Below are 21,480 nucleotides of genomic sequence, written 5' to 3'. Positions count from 1 at the left end.
AATTGGTAAGACTAGATATGACCAAGCGTCACGCGATCATTACCACCGTAATCTTGCACCGTCGTTACGGATTCAAAGCCATTATCTGCAAAAAGTTGACGGACAGCAAAACCTTGATCGAAACCGTGCTCAATGGCTAACAAGCCTCCTATACGCAAATAGGATGGTGCTTGCTGGATAATATGTTCGATATCAGCCAAGCCATGATTGAGCGCACTGAGCGCACTGATAGGCTCAGCTTTTAGCTGTGCTAGATGTTCATCTTCCTCATCTATATAAGGAGGATTGGAGACGATGACATCGAATGATACTTTTTCGTGAGTACGAAGCGCGTCATACCAGCTGCTTTGTATAAATTTGATATTGGCTACCTCATTTATAAGCGCATTGTGCTGAGCAACCTTAAGTGCTGCTGGTGATAAATCAACTGCAACCACTTGCCAGTTATCATTTTTTAACTCATGAGCAAGACTGATAGCGATACACCCTGAACCTGTCCCTAAGTCTAATAAGCGCTTAGTACTGGCATAGATTGATGGGGTATTTATCCAATCCAGTACTTGTTCAATCAGGATTTCAGTATCTGGTCTGGGAATCAGCGTGTGCTCATTAACCATAAAATTCAGTGACCAAAATGCTTGCTGGCCCGTTAGATAAGCAAGCGGCATGCCTTGCTGCATCTTCGTCACACCAGCGTTAAACTGTTTTTGCTCATCCTCTGTCAGCTCGTAGCTTTCATCCGTAATCAAAAACAGCGCTGGCTTATCAATGACGTATAGCAGCCAATCGGTTAGCCAAAAAGAAGGCAATTTACTGGCGGATTCTGTATTCGTCAACTGCTGAATTTGTTGCTTTGTTTGACGAATGGTCACTGATGTCATAAATAACTCTTAAACGTGCGATAAATAAAAAGATGCGACTAATAAAAAGGTATTATCGATGAATAAGTATAAATTTAAAGCTTAGACTATTCTGACGCACGCGGTGGCTCATTGGTATCGGTCAGGTTTGGATTCGCCTTTGTTAATTTATCATTATCACCGTATATATCGTCATTATCACCAATGACAATATGTTTATCGACCAAGTAGATTAAAATCAAGATTGGCAGACCAATGGCAAAAGTAAAAATAAAGAAAAATGGATAGCCCATGTTATCGACAATAGTGCCCGAATAACCGCCCAGAACTTTAGGTAGTAAGGTCATAAGCGATGAAAATATCGCATACTGTACTGCAGTAAAACGAATAGACGTCAGTGCCGACAAGAAAGCGATAAATACAGCACTGGCAAGACCTGCTGCCAAGTTATCAAAAATAACAGCCAAGTACATGACTGGCAAGCTACCTTGATGATAGGTCAATAACACAAACAATAAGTTGGTCACACAGGCCAAGATGGCACCAACCATCATCGCTTGCATCATACGTAGCCTTTGCGCCATTAAACCGCCTAAAAAGCCACCAGCAATCACCATGACCACACCCACAAGCTTCACGGCGTTGGCAATATCTGTCTTACTAAAACCCATATCGAGATAAAAAACGTTAGAGATCACGCCAGCGACGATATCAGAGATACGGTATAGGCCAATTAGTGCCAGCAGTAACAATGCTTTTTTACCATAACGACGAAAGAAATCTGCAATCGGCTCGACCCAAGTTGCTCGTGCGACCTCTTCTTTAACGAGCCCTACTTTGACTAAACCGTAACCAATGACTAATGCCGTCGTCAAACTCAACGCCAAATGTACAATCTCAATCAAAAATCCAATTAATGCACTCTCAGTTTCAGGCAGTATGGCACCCATATTGGCAAATACTAGGACAAAACCAATGACCGATAAAGCAAATACGAGAACCAAACGCGTATAGTCTGATGTCTGGCGTGGCACACGCACCTGCTCACTCACTGGCTCACGGATGATCAGCGTGGTCACTACACCAACGCCCATCACTGCTGCCATGATCCAGTAAGTATTACGCCAAGCTTCATAACTATAGAGTGCTTCTGTAGAACCAAAATAGTCGGCTAAGTACAGGGCACCCGCTCCTGCGACAATCATTCCCAAGCGATAGCCAGCCGTATACATCGCTGATAGGACAGACTGTAGACTGGGAGGTGCAAGCTCAATACGGTAGGCATCAACCACAATGTCTTGCGTTGCAGAAGAGAACCCAAGCAATACAGCACCAACTGCCATCCAAATCAAGCTGCTTTCGTCGATTGGGTTGACGCTAGCCATCAAACAAATAGCCAGAATAATCAATAGCTGAGCAACTAGTATCCAACTACGACGGCGACCCAACAGTTTGGTCAATACAGGCAATGGCACAGCATCAACCAAAGGTGCCCAGATAAATTTAAACGAATACCCTAAGGCCGCCCAGCTAAACATCGTTACCACACTACGGTCGATACCTGCTTCTCGTAGCCACAATGAAAGACTCGAAAAAATAAGCAGAATAGGAATGCCAGCAACAAAGCCTAAAAACAACATGATAATAGCGCGCCGATCAAGATAGGCTTTCGCCGCCTCTCCCCATGATTTTTTGGCAACGGGCTGATTGGGTGGCGAAGATTTGACAGCAGACATAATGACTCACTAACACTTAAAACGAAGAACACAACTTTGCACAATTTTTATCAATCATTATAAGTATTTACCATCAAAAAGGATCGATAAAAATTGCTTAACGTTGCACCAATACTCTTATCGTAACAAAATCCAGTTATGGTACTTGAGAACCTCTACCTTGACTAGATATTTTTACATTAACTTATGGCTCATAAAGAGTAAGATAAGGTAAGCACACTTTCTTATGATTGGTTATTTAAAACTTATAATCCATATATATTTGTTTTGTAAAACTATAATATTTAGCTATGATCTGTGTATAAATAATGCTTACTATAATTAATCATTGAACCTCTCTACCATCATAGTACAGGAGTTATGCCATGACCGACTCAACCTCTACCAACGCCAATAAGAATGAAGCATCAGATATGGGACGTTGCCCTGTAAACCATAATAGCAGCCCAGCGGATGCTTCTACCAATACAACATATGATCAAGGCGACGATAAAGGCCCGACGATTCATAGTGAAAACGTCGATCAAACGCATACGCCGCAGCGTCCTAGTATGGGTGGCTGCCCTGTTATGCATCAAGCCCACACAACCACTGCGTCTGCTGCAACCGACTGGTGGCCAAATAGCTTAAACTTAGACATTCTGCATCAGCAAGACAAAAAAACCAATCCCATGGGTGATGATTTTGACTATGCTGAAGCGTTTAAACAGCTGGACTTAGAAGCAGTCAAAACAGATTTAAAAAACTTGATGACTGAATCGCAAGAATGGTGGCCAGCCGATTGGGGTCACTATGGTGGTCTTATGATTCGTATGGCATGGCATTCGGCCGGTACTTATCGCAGTGCTGACGGCCGCGGTGGCTCTAACACTGGTAATCAGCGTTTTGCGCCGTTGAATAGTTGGCCTGATAATGTCAACTTAGATAAGGCACGTCGTCTATTGTGGCCTATCAAGAAAAAATATGGGAATAAACTGTCTTGGGCAGATTTGATGATTCTAGCAGGCAATATGGCTTATGAATCAATGGGTTTCAAAACCCTTGGGTTCGCTGGCGGTCGTGCTGACATTTGGCATCCAGAAAAAGACATATATTGGGGTTCTGAGCGTGAATGGTTAGCGCCTACCGAAAACCGCTATGAGAGCGATAAAGATCGTGAATCGCTTGAGAATCCATTAGCAGCGGTACAAATGGGGTTAATCTATGTCAATCCTGAAGGGGTTGATGGTAATCCTGATCCACTAAAAACCGCTCAAGACATGCGCACCACTTTTGCCCGTATGTCAATGAACGATGAAGAAACGGTTGCACTGACTGCCGGTGGACATACCGTTGGTAAATGTCACGGTAATGGTGATGCCACCATATTAGAAGATGAGCCAGAGGCAGCAGATGTGCATGAGCAAGGTTTAGGCTGGCGTAATCCTAAAGGTCGTGGCAATGCTGGAGATACCGTTTCAAGTGGTATTGAAGGCGCATGGACCACCAACCCCACTCAATGGGATCACGGTTATTTTGAACTGCTATTGGGGCACAACTGGGCATTAGCCAAGAGTCCAGCAGGTGCTTGGCAGTGGGAGCCAACTGACATTCGCGAAGAAGATCGTCCATTGGACGCTCACGATCCAAGTGTACGCCGTAACCCTATCATGACCGATGCAGATATGGCATTAATCAAAGACCCTATCTACCGCAAAATTTCAGAGAAATTTCACCAAGAGCCAGATTACTTTGATGAAGTGTTTGCCAAAGCTTGGTTTAAATTGACCCACCGTGATCTGGGCCCTAAATCTCGTTACTTGGGTGCAGACGTACCAGGTGAGGATTTTATCTGGCAAGATCCTATTCCAACGGGCAACACTGACTTGACCGATGAAGACATTGCGACCTTAAAATCGCAGATATTAGACAGTGATTTGAGCCGTCGTGAATTGATTATCACTGCATGGGACAGCGCTCGTACTTTCCGTGCTTCAGACTATCGCGGCGGGGCAAATGGTGCACGTATTCGTTTGGCACCGCAAAAAGATTGGGTTGGCAATGAACCGCAGCAGTTGCAGCGTGTGCTTGAAACTTTGACAAGCATTCAGTCTGACTTTGGCAAAGATATCAGCTTAGCCGATCTTATCGTATTAGCAGGTAATACGGCCATTGAGCAAGCCGCTGACGAAGCTGGCGTAAGTATCACAGTACCATTCAAAGCAGGTCGCGGTGATGCTGATGAAGCAATGACCGATGCAGACGCTTTTGCTGATTTAGAACCTTTACACGATGGTTATCGCAATTGGGTCAAAGAAGACTACGCTGTCTCTCCTGAAGAGATGCTGCTTGATCGTAGTCAATTGATGGGGTTAACGGCTCCTGAGATGGTGGTACTTATCGGTGGTATGCGAGTTTTGGATACCAATCATGGTCAGAGTCAACACGGCGTCTTTACAGAGCGGGCTGGCGTGCTTACCAATGATTTCTTCGTTAATCTGACGGACATGAACCACACGTGGCATCCGACAAAGGCTAGCGACACTGCACATAATACTTCTAATATGTATGAGGTGCGTGAGCGAGCAACAGGGAAAACGAAATGGCAAGCAAGCCGCGTAGATCTTGTGTTTGGTTCAAATTCCATACTACGCGCTTATGCCGAGTTGTACGCGCAAGACGATAACTTAGAAAAATTCGTGCATGACTTTGTTCGCGCTTGGAGTAAGGTCATGAATGCAGATCGTTTTGATGTTGCATGAACGCTTTAAAACATGACTTTAAACTCTGTTAGTTATTTAAACAAACTAAAACAGCTACCCTTTGAAGGGTGGCTGTTTTAGTTTGTGGCTCCACAGATATGCTTTTAGTAGATACCATTTATTCAAAAACAAAAACTACATATTCCAAAATATTATAAATTGATAGCTATTTATTATATACAAGAATAATAACTTTGTTTTACACTACTCTATTATCCACATTTATACATTTTTACTTTATGTATACAAATAGGCTTTGTATATCTACCCAATAGGATTAGGTTATGGCAATTGATGTAGTAGTTAATCAGCGACATTTACAAATTCAGCTCAAGCAGCTGGAGACAGTGTGGCATACCGTGATTAATGGCTATAACTTAAGTCAAGCAGCAATGGTATTGCATACCAGTCAATCAAGTTTATCAAAACACATTGCCGCGCTTGAGAATCAACTCAAAACGGAAGTATTTGTTCGTCAAGGCAAACGGCTAACAGGTCTTACGACCATGGGTACTGCTCTCATGCCACATATTGAATCTATTTTTGCCGAAATTCGTACCATTGAAAATCTGAGTCTGGATTTTAATAATCCAAATATCGGCACACTTACCATTGCTACGACTCATACCCAAGCGCGTTATGTTTTACCGCAAGTAGTAAAAGAGTTCAAAGCGCGTTTCCCTAAGGTCAATTTGATTCTACAGCAGGCCGATCCTGAGACCATCGCGCAGATGGTTATTCGTGGTCAGGCTGATATTGGTATTGCAACTGAGTCTTTACTTCACAACAATTATCTCAGATGCTATCGCTACTATGACTGGACGCATCGCGTTATTGTGCCAAGCGATCATGAGCTTGCCAATCAGGAATTTGTTGATTTGCCAACCCTTGCCAGCTATCCAATCGTTACCTACCATGGTGGCTTTACAGGTCGCGGTGCAATTGACAAAACGTTTGCAGCAGCTGGTTTAGAGCCTGATATCGTATTGGCAGCGCTAGATGCCGACGTGATCAGTACTTATGTTGGTCTAGGTTTAGGCATCGGCATCATTGCTGAGATGGCCTTTGAGCCAAGCCACTATAGCAACTTAACGGCGATTCCAGTCGACCATTTTGGACGTTTTACCAGCTGGATGGCAGTACGTGATGATGCTGAAATTCGTCAGTATGGACGTGCTTTTATGGAGCTTTGTCAAAAACAATTTAACAATTAAACCACAGTAGCTAGCCTTATTGATAATGATTCAAACTTACACCTCCTTTACCGAGCTTGTGTATAAATGATAAAATGGAGTCTGAAACGTGATTCAACGTTTCTTTTCCTTATTTATTATTTATGCATGTATTGATGGGCGCCTCATTTTTGCTGGGTGTCGATCAGTGCATGTCCATTTGCTTCTATGTAAACAGGTTATACCGCTCATGGAAAAATTCGTAGCGATCATTATGGCGGTTTTTGCCGTCCCTTTGCTTGTCGGCGGTGCTTACTTGCTCTCTCTAGGAGGTAGTCCGTACTACCTTTTCGCTGGCATTGCCATGCTAACGACAGCATTTTTATTGTTTAAAAAACACTGGAGCGCTTACGGGGTTTACGCGATATTTATCGTTGTAACACTAGTATGGGCGCTTTGGGAATCTGGATTTTATTGGTGGGCACTAGCAACTCGCTTAGGCTTCCCACTTATCTTTGGCGTGTTGATGCTATTACCATGGGTCTTCAAAAAGATGCATGGTGTACCTAATCAAGTAGCGACAGATGCCAATAGCCCAATAACTTCCAACACCGTTAAAAAGAATCCGCTTTATTATTGGGGATTGCTAGCGAGTGTGGTTGTGGGTGCACTACTCTCTTTTGGCAGCTTAGCAAACAACGCTACTGACAAATTGGGCGAACTTGATTTGACTGCCTCTGATAAAGATGATACTTCTGCCAATCTTGGTGACCCATTATCAAATGGTCAGCAGACACCAGAGGGTGAATGGAGTGCGTATGGTGGTACAGATTATGGCCAGCGCTACTCTCCTTTGACTCAAATCAACACTGAAAATGTCAAAGACTTAGAGGTTGCTTGGCAAATCCAAACTGGAGATGTAAAAGGTCCTAATGATGTTGGTGAGACCACTTACGAGGCCACCCCTCTTAAAATTGGTAACGCCCTATATCTCTGTACACCACATAATTGGGCGTTAGCCTTGGATGCTGACTCTGGTGAGACTTTATGGAAGTTTGATCCTAAAGTGGGAGAAAACTTACAACGTCAACATCAAAGCTGTCGCGGTGTGTCTTACTATGCAGGTCAAGCTGGTACAGGCAGTACGACTCCAGCGGTCACTACTCAGGCAAGCGATGATAGTGCTAATAATGTAGCTGTTGCCAATAAAGCAACTACGACCAGCAATGTGGTGGCACAAAAAGTGGCTGGAAATACCTTTGAAAACGCGTCTAAACAATGTGATGCCAAGATATTTATTCCAACTTCTGATGCCAAACTATATGCACTTGATCCAAATACTGGACAACGTTGTCAGAATTTTGGTGAAGATGGTGCGTTAGATTTAATGCACAACATGCCATTTACACAAGCAGGTTACTACTATTCTACGTCGCCTCCAATCGTGGTAGGCAACACGATTGTTGTGGCAGGCGCCGTCAATGATAACTACGACGTTAATTCACCTTCTGGTGTGATTCGCGCGTATGACGTCAATACTGGCGAGCTATTGTGGAACTGGGATTCAGGTGATCCTGATAACACAGCACCTTTCGATGTCAACGACCCAACTCAGACGTATAAAACCAGTTCACCAAACTCATGGTCAACGGCCAGTGCGGATGAAAAACTTGGTTTGGTCTATTTCCCTATGGGCAATCGTGTACCAGATCAATTGGGCAGCTATCGAAATGCAGCTGAAGAGAAATATGCAACATCTGTTGTTGCTTTAGATATCAAAACAGGTGAAGCACGCTGGGTTCAACAATTTGTCCACCATGATCTTTGGGATATGGACACGCCCGCCCAACCAAGCTTGATTGACTTGAAGACCGACAGCGGCGTTCAACCTGCCCTTGTTGTTCCTACCAAGCAAGGCGATGTGTATGTATTGAATCGTGAAACAGGCGAGCCAATCGTACCAATCAAAGAACGTGATGCACCGCAAGGTTACTTGGTTGCAGGCGAACATGCTGCTCCAACGCAACCATACTCTGGTTTGAGCTTTGAACCTGAAAAACTGACTGAAAAAGACATGTGGGGTGCAAGCCTTATCGATCAAATGATGTGCCGTATTGAGTTTAATCAACTTAATTATGATGGTCGCTACACACCACCATCAACCAATGGTACTTTAGTCTATCCTGGTAACTTCGGTACCTTTAACTGGGGTAGCCTTGCTGTCGATCCTGAAAATGGTGTCATGTTTGGCATGCCAACTTACTTGGCATTTACCTCAAAGCTGATTCCTAAAGACACACTTGGGGATGTTGAAACCAATAAAGGTGAGCAAGGTGTCAATGCCAACGCAGGGGCAGATTATGCGGTAGAAATGGGACCGTTTTTATCACCGCTCGGCGTACCTTGTCAGCAGCCACCATGGGGCACGGTCGCTGCGGCTGATTTAGCAACAGGTGAGATTGCCTATCAACGTAAAAATGGTACAGTCCAAGACTTATCTCCTATTCCGTTGAAGTTTGAGCTGGGTGTACCTGGTATTGGCGGACCTATCATAACTAAAGGTGGCGTCGCCTTCTTGTCAGCAGCAACGGAAAACAACTTCCGCGCTTATGATCTAAAAAATGGCGATGTACTATGGAATGTTCGTATTCCAGCAGGTGGTCAAGCCACGCCAATGACTTACTTGAACTCTAAAGGTGAGCAGATGGTAGTATTGGTAGCTGGTGGACATGGTTCAGTAGGTACGAAGATTGGCGATTATGTCGTCGCTTATAAGCTTGGTGGTCAAGCTAAATAATTGGTCTAAGTGATCGACTTAAACAGCCATTCAGCTAAATAACGTCATTTTGAGAAAGCAGGTAACTTAGGTTGCCTGCTTTTTTTATGGAAATACTTTAATCAATCTAAGAATCGTTCAACCATTAAAATACTCAAAAAGCGCACCTAAAGATAATTCACGCTCGTTTGTTATGATTTATTACCACTCAGTAACATGGCTTGAAATCGATACCGATGATAAGCATATCAAGAGAAAATAATTAATAACTTTATTGGACACTTTATGAGTAACACAATCCCCCTATCTTTTTTAGACCTAGCACCTGTGCCTCAGGGCAAAACCATCGCTGAAGGTATTGCTCAAACCGTTGAAACAGCACAACAAGCAGAAAAATCTGGCCTAAACCGTTATTGGATGGCAGAACATCACAATATGCCTGGTATTGCTAGTGCCGCAACTGCAGTCTTATTATCGCATATAGGTAGCCAAACCAAGCGCATTCGTATTGGTGCAGGTGGCGTCATGCTCCCAAATCATGCGCCACTTGTTATCGCTGAGCAATTTGGAACATTACAAGCCTTATATGGCGATCGTGTTGATTTGGGACTTGGCCGCGCCCCTGGTACTGATGGCGCAACATTTCAGGCGCTTCGTCGCCAAATGAAGGATGCAGAGCGTTTCCCGCAAGATGTGCAAGAACTGATGTACTTTTTGGGTAATGATACGGACGGAAGTCCTGTACAAGCATTCCCTGGTGCGAAATCAAACGTGCCTATTTGGATTTTAGGTTCCTCACTTTTTGGAGCAACTTTAGCTGCACACTTTGGACTGCCCTATGTGTTTGCTTCGCATTTTGCCCCACAAATGCTGTCACAAGCCATTGCAGCTTATCGTGAACAGTTCAAACCATCTGCCTATTTAGATAAGCCTTACGTCATGCTGGCGGCAAACTTACTGCTTGCTGATGATGATGCCACGGCAAATTATCACTTTACCTCAGCGCAGCAAAGTTTTGTACGACTGCGCCGCGGTGAAACGGGTCAAATGCCAAAACCAACACATGATATGGATAGTATCTGGAGTCAAGCAGAAAAAATGATGGTGGACAATGCATTGTCAGTCTCATTTGTTGGTTCTGTTGAGACAGTTAAACCCAAACTTGCTGCATTTATAGCCACACATCAACCAGATGAGTTGATTGTTACAGCTAATGTTTATGATCAAGCTGCGCGTTTGCGTTCACTTGAACTTACATCTGAGCTAAACTTGTTTACTTTACAAGCATGATTAGCAATTGCATAATTATTGATAAACTATAACGAGAAAAAGGTCATGGAAACCTCAAGCTTCATTGGTTCATCAATATTTTTGTACATTGTCGCGTTTATTATTGTCATGGCTGTTTTTGCATACCTTACGTATCGTACTAGCCCTAAACGCAAACAACGCCGAGAAGACAGACGCACTCAAGACAATCTTAAGTAGTCAATTTAAACAACAAAAAGCCCTTTTATCCAGTTGGAAAAGGGCTTTTTATTTGTCTTACTTCCTATTATAGAGTACAGGATACTACATAAGACCCAAAGCACGTAAGATTGCTGCGCCAAACGCCATTCCGAACATGCCTACTACCGTGGTAAAAGCTAAGATATTTGCCGCAAGCACATCGTTGCCACCCATGGCTTTTGCCATTACATAACTGGCGGCGGCGGCTGGCGAGGCTACCATCAAAAACAGCACACCCATGTGTACACCTGATAAACCAAACGCCAATCCAATAGCAATGGCCACCAATGGCGCAACAATGATACGTCCGATACTGGCTTGCATGGACAACCCTGACAGACGCAGCATGGATTTCAAATCAATACTAGCGCCCGCACAAATCAGTGCTAATGGCAGGGCGACCGCTGCCAGCAAATCACCTGTGACATGAATAACGCCTGTGATTGGTGGTAATCCAAGCGCCTTGTAGGCAAACGCCGCCAACAATGCCAAGATGAGAGGATTGGTACTCAGTTTTTTGAATACCATGATGATGCGACTGCTCCACGTATCGCCTACTTTTTTAGACACACGGCTCAGAGTAATCACGGCCAAAATATTAAACAATATGGTGACTACGCCCATATAAACCGCGCCAATACTTAAACCTGCATCTCCGTAAGCATTATAAACAGTGGCCAAACCTATAATGGCCATGTTGCTACGAAAAATACCTTGTACGAACACTCCTTGATCAGCAGGTTTGCTAATAAAGTATTTAGCGTAAATTTCTGCACCAATAAATAGAGTAAAGGTGACAAGGATACCAACACCTATCAGCGTGATTTGCTTAGCATAATCAACGTTACTGTCGGCCACACTGAAAAATAGCAGACAAGGCAAGCAATAATTGAAGACAAAATTTGATGACTGGTCAATAAAACTCTGACTGGCTTGACCGCGTCGTTGCATAAAAAAACCCAACCCCATCAAAGCAAGGTTGGGTAGTACAATGGTAATCGCAAAAATAATGGCTTCAATCATAGGTAAACTCGAATCAACAGCATTCTCACAGCCATGTGTTAAAAGCAGTGACAACCTGTCTGTTGTAGGTCAATGTAAACAATCGGAAATGGATTAATTTTTTTATTTTGAGGTATATCGATAGCGCTTTGTTATTTATGATCAGGTTTTTTTACCCATTTATCATCAGCATTTTTTTCATAAACGTTTTCAACAGCAGCCCATGCCGTGGCGAACCAACGCGACTCTTCATCATACTGTTTACTTGCGCTATTAAAGGCCGCTTGAAAAATCTCTTGAGCATGTTTGGGTAAGTTATCTTTTACCGCAGGTGGCAGGTCTGATAATTTATCATAAGGCATAAAGACATTCCTTTTTAGTAAAAAATTCAGTAACAAACTAGCATCATTAATAAGAGTTTTCCATTCTACCTATTATTTACAATCAAAACAGCATAAAGCCGTTTTAAGTTGTTTTGACATTGTTAAAGGATTGGCCATAAAAAAAGCTTATAACAAAATGATGTTATAAGCTTTTACTAATTTGCTTAGCTTTCTAGTTTTGAACTTACTACGACAAATTTAATGCCATGGCTGCTTTTTTCTGTTTTTTAACTGTCATTGCCAATAGCTGTACAGCAGCAGGCGTCACTCCACTAACACGTCCTGCCTGAGCAAGCGTAGCAGGTCGTACTTTGCTTAGCTTCTGTACAATCTCATTAGAAAGACCTGATACTATCGTATAATCAAAATCTACTGGCAACGCTGTATTTTCCAAACGCTTCATTTGATCAATCTCTTCTTGTTGACGATCAATATAACCTGCGTATTTGACAGAGATCTCTATTTGCTCACCCACCTGCGCATCTACTTTTGAATCAGTGATGGCAGCAATATCAGCAAAATGAATCTGCGGACGTTTTAACAAATCATAAGCGGTCGCTTCTTTCGATAACACTTCACCTGTTTGTGCACTCACTTGCTGACCCAATGTATTGGTCGGCGTTGCCCACATGTCTTTTAAGCGTGCAGACTCTGCCGCGATGGCTTCCATTTTCTCTTGATAGGCTTGCCAGCGTACATCGTCAACCAAACCAAGCTTGCGACCCGTCTCTGTCAAGCGCTGATCGGCATTGTCTTCGCGCAGCAACAAGCGATACTCTGCACGACTGGTAAACATACGGTATGGCTCGTTGGTACCATGCGTAATCAAATCATCGACAAGGACGCCAAGGTAGGCTTCATCACGGCGCGGAGTCCAAATATCAAACTCGCTGTTATTGGTCGTAACCAATGCCGCGTTGGTTCCTGCAAGCAAACCTTGTACGCCCGCCTCTTCGTACCCAGTCGTACCATTGATTTGACCTGCAAAATACAAACGATCGATAGACTTGGTTTCAAGCGTTGGCTTCAAGCTCTGAGGATCAAAGTAATCATATTCAATGGCATAACCTGGACGAGTAATATGCGCATTCTCTAACCCTTTCATACTATGAATGAAGTCTAACTGAACATCAAACGGCAAACTGGTCGAAATACCATTCGGATACAGCTCATGCGTAGTCAAGCCTTCTGGCTCGATAAAGATTTGATGACTGTCTTTATCGGCAAAACGATGAATCTTATCTTCAATAGAGGGACAATATCGTGGACCAACACCTTCAATCTTGCCAGAAAACATCGGTGAACGGTCAAGATTCTCACGGATAATATCGTGGGTACGCGCATTGGTATGCGTGATGTAGCAGTTAACCTGCTCAGGATGCATCGACACATCACCCATATAACTCATGACTGGCAGTGGCGTATCGCCCGGTTGTACGGTCATCACACTAAAATCAACGCTGCGCGCATCGATACGAGCTGGTGTACCGGTTTTTAGGCGTCCAACTGGCAGCTTTAGCTCACGCAGACGGTCAGCCAGCTTAATAGAAGGCTGATCCCCTGCGCGTCCACCGTTTGAGTTCTCAAGGCCAATATGAATAACCCCGCCTAAGAAAGTACCTGAGGTTAGTACCACTGTTTCCGTCTTAAAGATAATTCCAGTCGAAGTCACCACTGCTGTGGCACGACCATTCTCTACCAAAATATCATCCGCCGCTTGCTGAAATATATCCAGATTGGGCTGATTCTCAAGCGTATGACGAATTGCGGCTTTATACAGAATACGATCTGCTTGAGCACGCGTGGCTCTGACAGCAGCCCCTTTGCGACTGTTCAATACGCGAAACTGAATGCCTGCTTTGTCTGTTGCAAGCGCCATTGCCCCGCCGAGCGCATCAATTTCGCGTACCAGATGCGATTTACCAATACCACCAATCGCTGGGTTACAGCTCATCTGCCCAAGCGTTTCGATATTATGCGTTAACAGCAAGGTCTGCGCGCCCATACGTGCGGCTGCCAGGGCTGCTTCTGTGCCAGCATGACCACCACCGATCACTACCACGTCGTAATTTTTTGGATATTGCATGCATGCCTCGCTTGAATAACGATATTTTTGCCAACAACGTATTGATTATCACACGCTTGTTGCCTCATAAATAAACGTCACTCGTATTTTAAGAACGAATGATATAAGTGTTTAAAACTTAAATAGATAACCAACAATTATAACAATTTTTTGTCACTTAAAAAACGCTAGAACCAAAACTGTTAAAATTAATGCTAAAAATGAGATGAATCACTCATATTCATTTTTCAAATTTAGTTTGAATGATTACCAGAGCTTAGCGGTACGATCTGATCCGATTGACCACTGCTCAGCATATGGTGACTACCATAACCTTCTGGATTGATTTGCAAATACGCATTCATTAAACCAATGGCCTCACCATCATTCGTGGCTAAGATTTGCTCTTTGATAATATCGACAGGAGGCAATGGCAAATTCTTGAGAAGCGCTAAAAGCTGCTGATTGTCGCCTTTATTAACCACCAATTCGATAAGCTGACGCGCATCAATCGGCAAATCTGGTGTGCTTTGAGCCAATAATGCCAAATGATAAGCACCGGCAGGATCTTGGTCCGCAACAATACGCTGCTCAATAGCAATATAAGTCGCTTCTGTAGCGCCGCCTGCCACACTTAACTGATGGATACACTTAAGGGCTGAGTTGGCTTCATTATCTGCAATCTCAATAATTCTTAAAGATTCATTTTTTAGACGCTCGCGACGCTTTTCAATGAGTGCTTGCTCGTCAGCTTCTTTTTGTACTTGTTGTTGATCATATGCTTGAGTATTCATAAGACTCTCTTGTTGATAGTGGTACTTATTCTTCGTTTTGTTTATATTAATGACTATATGGGGTCAAAACCTACAAAATCAATAAAAGGCGCAAACCATAAAAAACCCAAATAGCCTTATGACTATTTGGGTTCATAGTACTTTAATAGCAAAACTGATTTATGTATTACTGAATTTTTAAAACATCACAACAATGCTATAAATAGTAATGCCATAAGTCGTTTTTAATATTAAGCAGCAGGGCTATTGGCTTCAACCAGTGGCTTTAGCTCACCTGATTGATACATCTGCAAGATAATATCAGATCCACCCATCAACTCACCATCAATCCATAACTGTGGGAACGTTGGCCAGTTGGCAATTTTTGGTAATGTCGCACGGATTTCTGGGTTTTCTAAAATATTGACGAACGCAAATGGACGACCAATCTGAGTCAATACTTCGATAGAACGGGCAGAAAAACCACACTGTGGAAATTGTGGCGTGCCTTTCATATAAAGAATCACTTTGTTGTCACGGATTTGATCACGAATCAATTGTTCGACATCATTTGCAGCAGTATTTGGGGTTTGATCACTCATAAAAACTCCTATTGATAAGGCGGTATATTAAAAAGGCAATATATTAAGATAGCAATATTGCAAAGGTATTGAATGACGATATGGCTGATACATGGGGCGATTATCCCTATATTACAAGCACAATTGATAGATTGGCTTGATGATCAGCGATTACATATTGATTATAGCTCAGCTTTATTAGGGATCAATAATACCACGGCGTTGGCCATGATACCTTCTTGTCGTCCAGTAAAACCAAGTTTTTCAGTAGTGGTGGCTTTGACACTGATATTACCGACCGCTGTTTGCAAGTCGCTTGCGATATTGTCGCGCATGGCTTGATTGTGCGGTGCCAGTTTTGGACGCTCGCACATGACGGTGATATCCGCGTTACCCAAGACATAGCCAGCCTCTTGTACTTTGCTATACACATAGCGTAGAAGCACTCGCGAATCCAGACCAGCGTGTGAAGCATCCGTATCTGGAAAATGCTGACCGATATCGCCAAGCGCGAGCGCCCCTAGTAGCGCATCTGCTAATGCATGCAATACCACATCGCCATCCGAATGTGCGAGCAAACTGTGCGTGTGCTCAATCGGTACGCCTGCCAACATGACATATTGCTGCTGCTGACCATTGTTATGAAACGCATGCACATCGATGCCTTGACCAATTTTTATCATTATTATTTCAACTCAATTAGGACAGGTTAATTAATCGTGATTCAAATAATTCAAAACCACTATCTAAATTTCTAAAGTGATTTTACTCACCCTAAGGTGCCATAGGTCGCCACCAGTTTCAATTAACTGGTATAATGTGACGCTTATTTTATCATAATACCCAATTCAAAAGAAAAACTGGCACTGTTAAAATGCCAATGCTAGCACCTTTAGCATCTGTCATGAGTGCCATTACGATTTTGAATCCAGTATAAATAGTTGAGCCGCTCTATGTCAGCAATCACATCACACCCAGATTTTGTTATCGCCCATCGTCCTTTAACGCTTGCTGATATCGACAGTCCTAGCACCAAACATGTCATCGTAGGTATGTCAGGTGGCGTCGATTCTTCTGTTTCGGCCGTCTTGCTTCAACAAGCAGGCTTTAAGGTGGAAGGCTTGTTTATGAAAAACTGGGAAGAAGATGACGGCACCGAATACTGTACTGCGATGGATGACCTAGCGGACGCGCAGGCTGTCTGTGACAAGATTGGCATCAAATTGCACACGGCCAATTTTGCGATGGAATACTGGGATCGCGTGTTTGAGCATTTCTTAGCAGAATATAAAGCAGGACGCACGCCGAACCCTGATATTTTATGCAACAAAGAAATCAAATTTAAAGCATTTTTAGATTATGCTCTGACACTTGGTGCCGATTATATTGCCACCGGTCACTATACCCGTCGCAGCATCAATTACACTAACGCAAATGGCGAAACTGTCGCACAACTGTTACGTGGACTGGATAACAACAAAGACCAAAGCTATTTTTTGCATGCGGTGGGCGGTGATAAAATTGCCAAAACGCTATTCCCCGTTGGCGAGCTTGAAAAGCCTGTCGTGCGTCAAATCGCTGAAGAGCATGATCTGATCACAGCAAAGAAGAAAGACTCTACGGGCATTTGCTTTATTGGCGAGCGCCGTTTTAAAGACTTCTTGCAGCAGTACTTACCTGCTCAAAAAGGTGAGATCCTCACTGATGACAATAAAACCATTGGTACGCACGATGGGCTTATGTATTACACGTTGGGCCAACGTGGCGGCATTGGAATTGGCGGTGTTAAAGACCGTCCTGAAGAACCATGGTTCGTACTGGCTAAAGACTTGGATAAAAACCGTTTAATCGTCGGTCAAGGGCATGAGCACCCAATGCTCATGAGCAATGAGCTAACCGCTTATAAGCTCGATTGGATTGATGGTTTGCCGCCTACTGATGTCTTTAGCAACACAGGCCTACGCTGTATGGCAAAATCGCGCTACCGTCAGCCAGATCAAGCGTGCTACGTATTTACGACTAATGCTGATGGTAGCGAAGTCCGCGTGGTATTTGATGAACCGCAACGTGCTGTGACGCCTGGTCAGTCAGCGGTATTCTATATAGATGAAGTATGCTTAGGCGGCGGTGTGATTGAATCTATCGATGCGCCTTGTGGGTTTTAATTTTTTATTTATATTTTGATGTTGTTCCTTTTAATCACGTTCACTATTTATAACCATTTGAGGTATCGTTATGACTCCACTTACCGCACTCTCCCCCATTGACGGTCGTTATGCGTCCAAAGCTGATAGCTTGCGCCCTTATCTATCTGAATTTGGTTTGATTAAAGCCCGAGTTACGGTTGAAATTCGCTGGTTGCAATCATTGGCAGACAATGAGGCGATTGGTGAATTGGCTGCGTTTGACGCAGATACCAATGCGTTTTTGAATAGCATCGTGGATGATTTTAGCGAAGCGGATGCACAAGCGATTAAAGACATAGAAGCGACGACCAATCATGATGTTAAAGCGGTCGAATACTTCATCAAAGACAAATTCCGTGGTCAAGACGCGCTTATTGATTCATTAGAATTCATTCATTTTGCGTGTACTAGTGAAGATATTAACAACTTGTCATACGCGCTGATGCTCAAAGACAGCCGCGACATCGTAGTCGCAAAAATGCAGCAAGTCACCGATAGTATCGTAGACTTGGCGATTGCTCACGCTGATCAGCCTATGTTGTCACGCACACATGGTCAAACCGCAAGCCCAACCACACTTGGTAAAGAGATGGCAAACGTGGCTTATCGCCTAGCTCGCCAAATCAAGCAAATCGGTCAAGTAGAGTTACTGGGTAAAATCAATGGCGCAGTCGGTAACTATAATGCACATTTTTCAGCCTACCCTGATGTTGATTGGCAGACTCATGCCGCACAATTTATCGATGAGCGTCTAGAATTGACTTTCAATCCTTATACTACGCAGATTGAGCCACATGATTACATCGCCGAATTGTTTGACGCAGTAAAACGCTTCAATACGATATTGATCGATTTTAACCGTGATGTTTGGCAATATATTAGCTTAGGCTATTTCAAACAGCGCCTAAAAGACGGTGAAGTTGGTTCTTCTACCATGCCACATAAAGTCAATCCGATTGATTTTGAAAACTCAGAAGGTAACTTGGGCGTTGCCAATGCAATGCTGGCACACTTGGGTGAAAAACTGCCAATCTCACGTATGCAGCGTGATCTATCGGATTCAACCGTACTGCGTAATATCGGTGTTGGTCTGGCACAAAGCATGATTGCATTTGACGCCTGTCTAAAAGGTGTTGGCAAGCTTGAATTAAACGCACAGCGTTTGAATGAAGACCTCAATCAAGCACAAGAAGTATTGGCTGAGCCTATTCAAACGGTCATGCGTCGCTACCGTGTCGAAAACCCCTACGAAAAACTAAAAGCCTTGACGCGCGGTAATGCCATGACGCGTGAAGCCATGCTGACATTCGTTGAAAGTGATGAGTTATCTGCAGTGAGCGACGCTGACAAAGCACGCCTTCGTGAATTGACACCGGCCACTTACACTGGTAATGCCGCAGAACAAGCTCGCACTATCAAAGACTGGATCGCTAAAATCTAAGAGCGAATTATTGAGCAAATATTTGCCATGAGCAAGCGCTTAAATTCTGTTACTGTCAGTACTATCACGGTATTCATCGTTATGGTACTGGCAAGTATTGAGCCTCTAGAGTGGTCAAGTTATCTACTCCATCAACTCGGCACACTGCTTTTTTTGGCAGTGATGCTAGGTGCTTACTGCTATAGGAAGATTGGCTCACGCTCTTATATGTTTGCTTCGTTGTTTCTGATCATTCATATTATAGGTGCACGTTATTTATACTCATACGTGCCATATGACGATTGGACACAGCGATTATTCGGTATAAATCTAAACCAAATATTTGGTTGGCAGCGCAATATGTACGACAGGCTTGTGCATTTCAGTTATGGACTTTTGCTGCTTAGTGCTATGGTTGAAAGCTCAAAATCTGTCTTTGGTATTCAGTCAACGAAGCTATTAATTGCTATCGCACTCATGATCAATATGTCATCAAGCCTACTCTACGAGCTACTCGAATGGGGAATTGCCTCAACCTTATCGCCAGAAGCGGCTGAAGCTTATAATGGTCAGCAAGGTGATATTTGGGACGCCCACAAAGACATGGCTTTGGCATTACTCGGTGGGCTGATTGCGGCAGGGGTTATTTTATTTCAAACTCGCACCCATCAGGTGGCTGCCCCAAAATAGATCAATTGTCTTTTTTATCGTCATCGCTATCACCCGGTATGATGGCTTTACCAACAGCAACAGTGCCTTTGACCACACCTTTGGTGGTCTTGTAAGCGATTTTAGCCGGTACAGTGACGATCTTATGTACGCAAGCTTGCAATAAAAATACGCTTGTGAGGATGACGATCAAATGCATTTTTTTCATAACGTTCCTACGATTCAGTGGTAGCTCTGATGAGTGCCATCAGATAGAGGATCATCATAAACTATTAAAACCCTCCTATAAAGCACTGCTCATTATTAATCTCACCCTCATTTAAAATACGGATTTATTCATGACTTCTATACCCCTTTGTTTGCCAGAATCCATTACGCCTGAGCAGTTTTTAGCCGAGTACTGGCAAAAAAAGCCGCTATTAATCAAACAAGGCTTACCCCAGCTTATTGATATGTTTGAACCAGAAGACATGTTGGGTCTTGCCATAGAAGAAGAAGCCTCAGCGCGTTTACTGACACAAGCCAATACCAAAAAAGAAGGTCAAGCGCAGTGGCAACTTAAAAAAAGCCCTCTGACTGAATTGGATTTTGACAATCTACCGAAGCAGTGGACGGTACTGGTACAAAACCTTGAACAGTGGTCGCCTGAGCTTGGTCAGTTATGGCAAGCATTTGACTTCATCCCGCAATGGCAACGCGATGACATCATGGTTTCTTATGCACCCAAGGGTGGCTCAGTGGGCAAACATTATGACGATTATGATGTTTTTCTGGCACAAGGTTACGGCCATCGCCGTTGGCAATTGGGCAAATTCTGCGACCAAAACACAGAATTCGTCGCCGATGAACCAATCAGACTTTTTGATGATATGGGTGAGATTATTTTCGATGAGATATTAGAAGCAGGTGACGTGCTTTATGTACCACCGAAATTATCACATTTTGGTGTTGCTCAAGATGACTGTTTGACGTTTTCTTTTGGCTGTCGTCGTCCAAATCTGATGCAGATCATTGATAGTATGGCTGATATCGCTACCAACGACAGCGATTTGTTTGTACCTATGCTACTTCCGCAGGCTATGCAAGCCTCAGGTGCGTTACAAACCCAAAGTATTGAGGCGATCAAAAATCAATTGTTACAATTGCTCCAATCTGAGCGCGGTGATCACATTATCCGCCAAGCCGTGTCGGAAGTGGTGAGCAAACGTCAGTACGATGCGCTCATGCCAGAAGAAACATTAGACACTGATGAATTGATGCAAGCCTTGTTAGAAGGCGGGACACTACAAGCAGATTATAGCAATCGCCTGCTTTATACTCAGGACAGTAATAACACAGTACTGTATGCCAATGGTCAACGCATTGATGGTCTTGATGAGGCTACAAAGGCTGTTCTTATCCGTTTAGCTAATGGTGAATCTTTACAGCATAGTGATGTGACGGGCATTGACCCAGACGATCTCAGTGAATGGTTAGAAAACGGCTGGGTTTGGATTGACTTTGCTGAGTAATTTTTAACCTGACAGCTCTGTTTGAATGTCTTATAGAAACATAAAAAAACCGATGCCTGAATACTGATCAGACATCGGTTTTTATTTGCTAAATTT

At 43.4% G+C, this 21,480-nt stretch carries 17 protein-coding genes; 8 read left to right on the top strand and 9 right to left on the bottom strand.

The window, feature by feature from the left end; genetic code table 11:
• Window positions 1-11 precede the first annotated feature (11 nt).
• Window positions 12-881: a peptide chain release factor N(5)-glutamine methyltransferase gene (prmC, locus tag A3K91_RS05645; protein ID WP_062844385.1), complete on the bottom strand. Its 870-nt coding sequence runs from the start codon at window positions 879-881 to the stop codon at window positions 12-14.
• 86 nt (window positions 882-967) lie between these two features.
• The gene (locus tag A3K91_RS05640) at window positions 968-2,596 is read right to left on the bottom strand and encodes an AmpG family muropeptide MFS transporter (protein WP_062844384.1); all 1,629 of its coding nucleotides are present in this window, start codon (window positions 2,594-2,596) and stop codon (window positions 968-970) included.
• 551 nt (window positions 2,597-3,147) lie between these two features.
• Here A3K91_RS05640 and katG point away from each other — a divergent pair.
• From katG to A3K91_RS05620, 4 genes are all read left to right on the top strand, one after another.
• Window positions 3,148-5,337, top strand: a complete 2,190-nt coding sequence (gene katG / locus A3K91_RS05635; RefSeq protein WP_062845883.1) for a catalase/peroxidase HPI — start codon at window positions 3,148-3,150, stop codon at window positions 5,335-5,337.
• Between the two features lie 284 nt (window positions 5,338-5,621).
• Complete coding sequence (locus tag A3K91_RS05630) at window positions 5,622-6,551, top strand: LysR substrate-binding domain-containing protein (RefSeq protein ID WP_062844383.1); 930 nt, start codon at window positions 5,622-5,624, stop codon at window positions 6,549-6,551.
• A gap of 208 nt (window positions 6,552-6,759) precedes the next feature.
• Window positions 6,760-9,306, top strand: coding sequence for a membrane-bound PQQ-dependent dehydrogenase, glucose/quinate/shikimate family (locus tag A3K91_RS05625; RefSeq protein WP_062844382.1), 2,547 nt, complete (start codon window positions 6,760-6,762; stop codon window positions 9,304-9,306).
• A gap of 264 nt (window positions 9,307-9,570) precedes the next feature.
• Window positions 9,571-10,575, top strand: a complete 1,005-nt coding sequence (locus A3K91_RS05620; protein WP_062844381.1) for an LLM class flavin-dependent oxidoreductase — start codon at window positions 9,571-9,573, stop codon at window positions 10,573-10,575.
• A gap of 282 nt (window positions 10,576-10,857) precedes the next feature.
• Here A3K91_RS05620 and A3K91_RS05615 read toward each other — a convergent pair whose 3' ends face one another.
• The 6 genes from A3K91_RS05615 to ispF form a co-directional block, all read right to left on the bottom strand.
• Window positions 10,858-11,817 carry an AEC family transporter gene (locus A3K91_RS05615; RefSeq protein ID WP_062844380.1) on the bottom strand — a complete coding sequence of 320 codons (960 nt, stop codon included), beginning with the start codon at window positions 11,815-11,817 and terminating at the stop codon, window positions 10,858-10,860.
• A gap of 131 nt (window positions 11,818-11,948) precedes the next feature.
• Window positions 11,949-12,158: a ChaB family protein gene (locus A3K91_RS05610; protein ID WP_062844379.1), complete on the bottom strand. Its 210-nt coding sequence runs from the start codon at window positions 12,156-12,158 to the stop codon at window positions 11,949-11,951.
• Window positions 12,159-12,366: 208 nt separating this feature from the next.
• Window positions 12,367-14,265 (bottom strand): tRNA uridine-5-carboxymethylaminomethyl(34) synthesis enzyme MnmG, encoded by a 1,899-nt coding sequence (gene mnmG / locus A3K91_RS05605; protein ID WP_062844378.1) that lies wholly within the window; start codon window positions 14,263-14,265, stop codon window positions 12,367-12,369.
• Between the two features lie 233 nt (window positions 14,266-14,498).
• A complete protein-coding gene (locus tag A3K91_RS05600) occupies window positions 14,499-15,038 on the bottom strand; it encodes a hypothetical protein (RefSeq protein WP_062844377.1) in 540 nt (179 codons plus the stop codon).
• 230 nt (window positions 15,039-15,268) lie between these two features.
• Complete coding sequence (gene grxD / locus A3K91_RS05595; protein ID WP_062844376.1) at window positions 15,269-15,619, bottom strand: Grx4 family monothiol glutaredoxin; 351 nt, start codon at window positions 15,617-15,619, stop codon at window positions 15,269-15,271.
• A 161-nt stretch (window positions 15,620-15,780) separates the two neighbouring features.
• On the bottom strand, window positions 15,781-16,281 hold the full coding sequence (gene ispF, locus A3K91_RS05590) for a 2-C-methyl-D-erythritol 2,4-cyclodiphosphate synthase (RefSeq protein ID WP_062844375.1): 501 nt from the start codon (window positions 16,279-16,281) through the stop codon (window positions 15,781-15,783).
• A gap of 369 nt (window positions 16,282-16,650) precedes the next feature.
• On the opposite strand from ispF, the gene mnmA reads away from it, so the two are divergent.
• From mnmA to A3K91_RS05575, 3 genes are all read left to right on the top strand, one after another.
• On the top strand, window positions 16,651-17,763 hold the full coding sequence (gene mnmA / locus A3K91_RS05585; protein ID WP_237182768.1) for a tRNA 2-thiouridine(34) synthase MnmA: 1,113 nt from the start codon (window positions 16,651-16,653) through the stop codon (window positions 17,761-17,763).
• Window positions 17,764-17,833: 70 nt separating this feature from the next.
• Complete coding sequence (purB, locus tag A3K91_RS05580) at window positions 17,834-19,225, top strand: adenylosuccinate lyase (protein ID WP_062844373.1); 1,392 nt, start codon at window positions 17,834-17,836, stop codon at window positions 19,223-19,225.
• A 27-nt stretch (window positions 19,226-19,252) separates the two neighbouring features.
• The gene (locus tag A3K91_RS05575; RefSeq protein WP_062844372.1) at window positions 19,253-19,894 is read left to right on the top strand and encodes a DUF2238 domain-containing protein; all 642 of its coding nucleotides are present in this window, start codon (window positions 19,253-19,255) and stop codon (window positions 19,892-19,894) included.
• A 1-nt stretch (window position 19,895) separates the two neighbouring features.
• Here the strand turns inward: A3K91_RS05575 and A3K91_RS05570 are convergent, their stop codons facing one another.
• A complete protein-coding gene (locus tag A3K91_RS05570) occupies window positions 19,896-20,081 on the bottom strand; it encodes an NF038104 family lipoprotein (RefSeq protein WP_062844371.1) in 186 nt (61 codons plus the stop codon).
• Between the two features lie 130 nt (window positions 20,082-20,211).
• Between A3K91_RS05570 and A3K91_RS05565 the strand changes: the two genes are divergently transcribed.
• Window positions 20,212-21,384, top strand: coding sequence for a cupin domain-containing protein (locus tag A3K91_RS05565; protein WP_062844370.1), 1,173 nt, complete (start codon window positions 20,212-20,214; stop codon window positions 21,382-21,384).
• Window positions 21,385-21,480: the final 96 nt, after the last annotated feature.

It is taken from the genome of Psychrobacter alimentarius, assembly GCF_001606025.1.
Taxonomy (GTDB): domain Bacteria; phylum Pseudomonadota; class Gammaproteobacteria; order Pseudomonadales; family Moraxellaceae; genus Psychrobacter; species Psychrobacter alimentarius.
The sequence above is the reverse complement of the archived record's forward strand: the minus strand, read 5'-3'. Positions and strand labels throughout refer to the sequence as shown.

Coding starts and splice junctions, on each gene's coding strand:
- mnmG (WP_062844378.1), bottom strand. CDS start 14,265: ATGCAATATCCAAAAAATTACGACGTGGTAGTGATCGGTGGTGGTCAT.
- ispF (WP_062844375.1), bottom strand. CDS start 16,281: ATGATAAAAATTGGTCAAGGCATCGATGTGCATGCGTTTCATAACAAT.
- A3K91_RS05625 (WP_062844382.1), top strand. CDS start 6,760: ATGGAAAAATTCGTAGCGATCATTATGGCGGTTTTTGCCGTCCCTTTG.
- katG (WP_062845883.1), top strand. CDS start 3,148: ATGGGTGGCTGCCCTGTTATGCATCAAGCCCACACAACCACTGCGTCT.
- A3K91_RS05640 (WP_062844384.1), bottom strand. CDS start 2,596: ATGTCTGCTGTCAAATCTTCGCCACCCAATCAGCCCGTTGCCAAAAAA.
- A3K91_RS05615 (WP_062844380.1), bottom strand. CDS start 11,817: ATGATTGAAGCCATTATTTTTGCGATTACCATTGTACTACCCAACCTT.
- mnmA (WP_237182768.1), top strand. CDS start 16,651: ATGTCAGGTGGCGTCGATTCTTCTGTTTCGGCCGTCTTGCTTCAACAA.
- A3K91_RS05630 (WP_062844383.1), top strand. CDS start 5,622: ATGGCAATTGATGTAGTAGTTAATCAGCGACATTTACAAATTCAGCTC.
- A3K91_RS05565 (WP_062844370.1), top strand. CDS start 20,212: ATGACTTCTATACCCCTTTGTTTGCCAGAATCCATTACGCCTGAGCAG.
- A3K91_RS05600 (WP_062844377.1), bottom strand. CDS start 15,038: ATGAATACTCAAGCATATGATCAACAACAAGTACAAAAAGAAGCTGAC.
- A3K91_RS05570 (WP_062844371.1), bottom strand. CDS start 20,081: ATGAAAAAAATGCATTTGATCGTCATCCTCACAAGCGTATTTTTATTG.
- grxD (WP_062844376.1), bottom strand. CDS start 15,619: ATGAGTGATCAAACCCCAAATACTGCTGCAAATGATGTCGAACAATTG.
- A3K91_RS05575 (WP_062844372.1), top strand. CDS start 19,253: ATGAGCAAGCGCTTAAATTCTGTTACTGTCAGTACTATCACGGTATTC.
- A3K91_RS05620 (WP_062844381.1), top strand. CDS start 9,571: ATGAGTAACACAATCCCCCTATCTTTTTTAGACCTAGCACCTGTGCCT.
- purB (WP_062844373.1), top strand. CDS start 17,834: ATGACTCCACTTACCGCACTCTCCCCCATTGACGGTCGTTATGCGTCC.
- A3K91_RS05610 (WP_062844379.1), bottom strand. CDS start 12,158: ATGCCTTATGATAAATTATCAGACCTGCCACCTGCGGTAAAAGATAAC.
- prmC (WP_062844385.1), bottom strand. CDS start 881: ATGACATCAGTGACCATTCGTCAAACAAAGCAACAAATTCAGCAGTTG.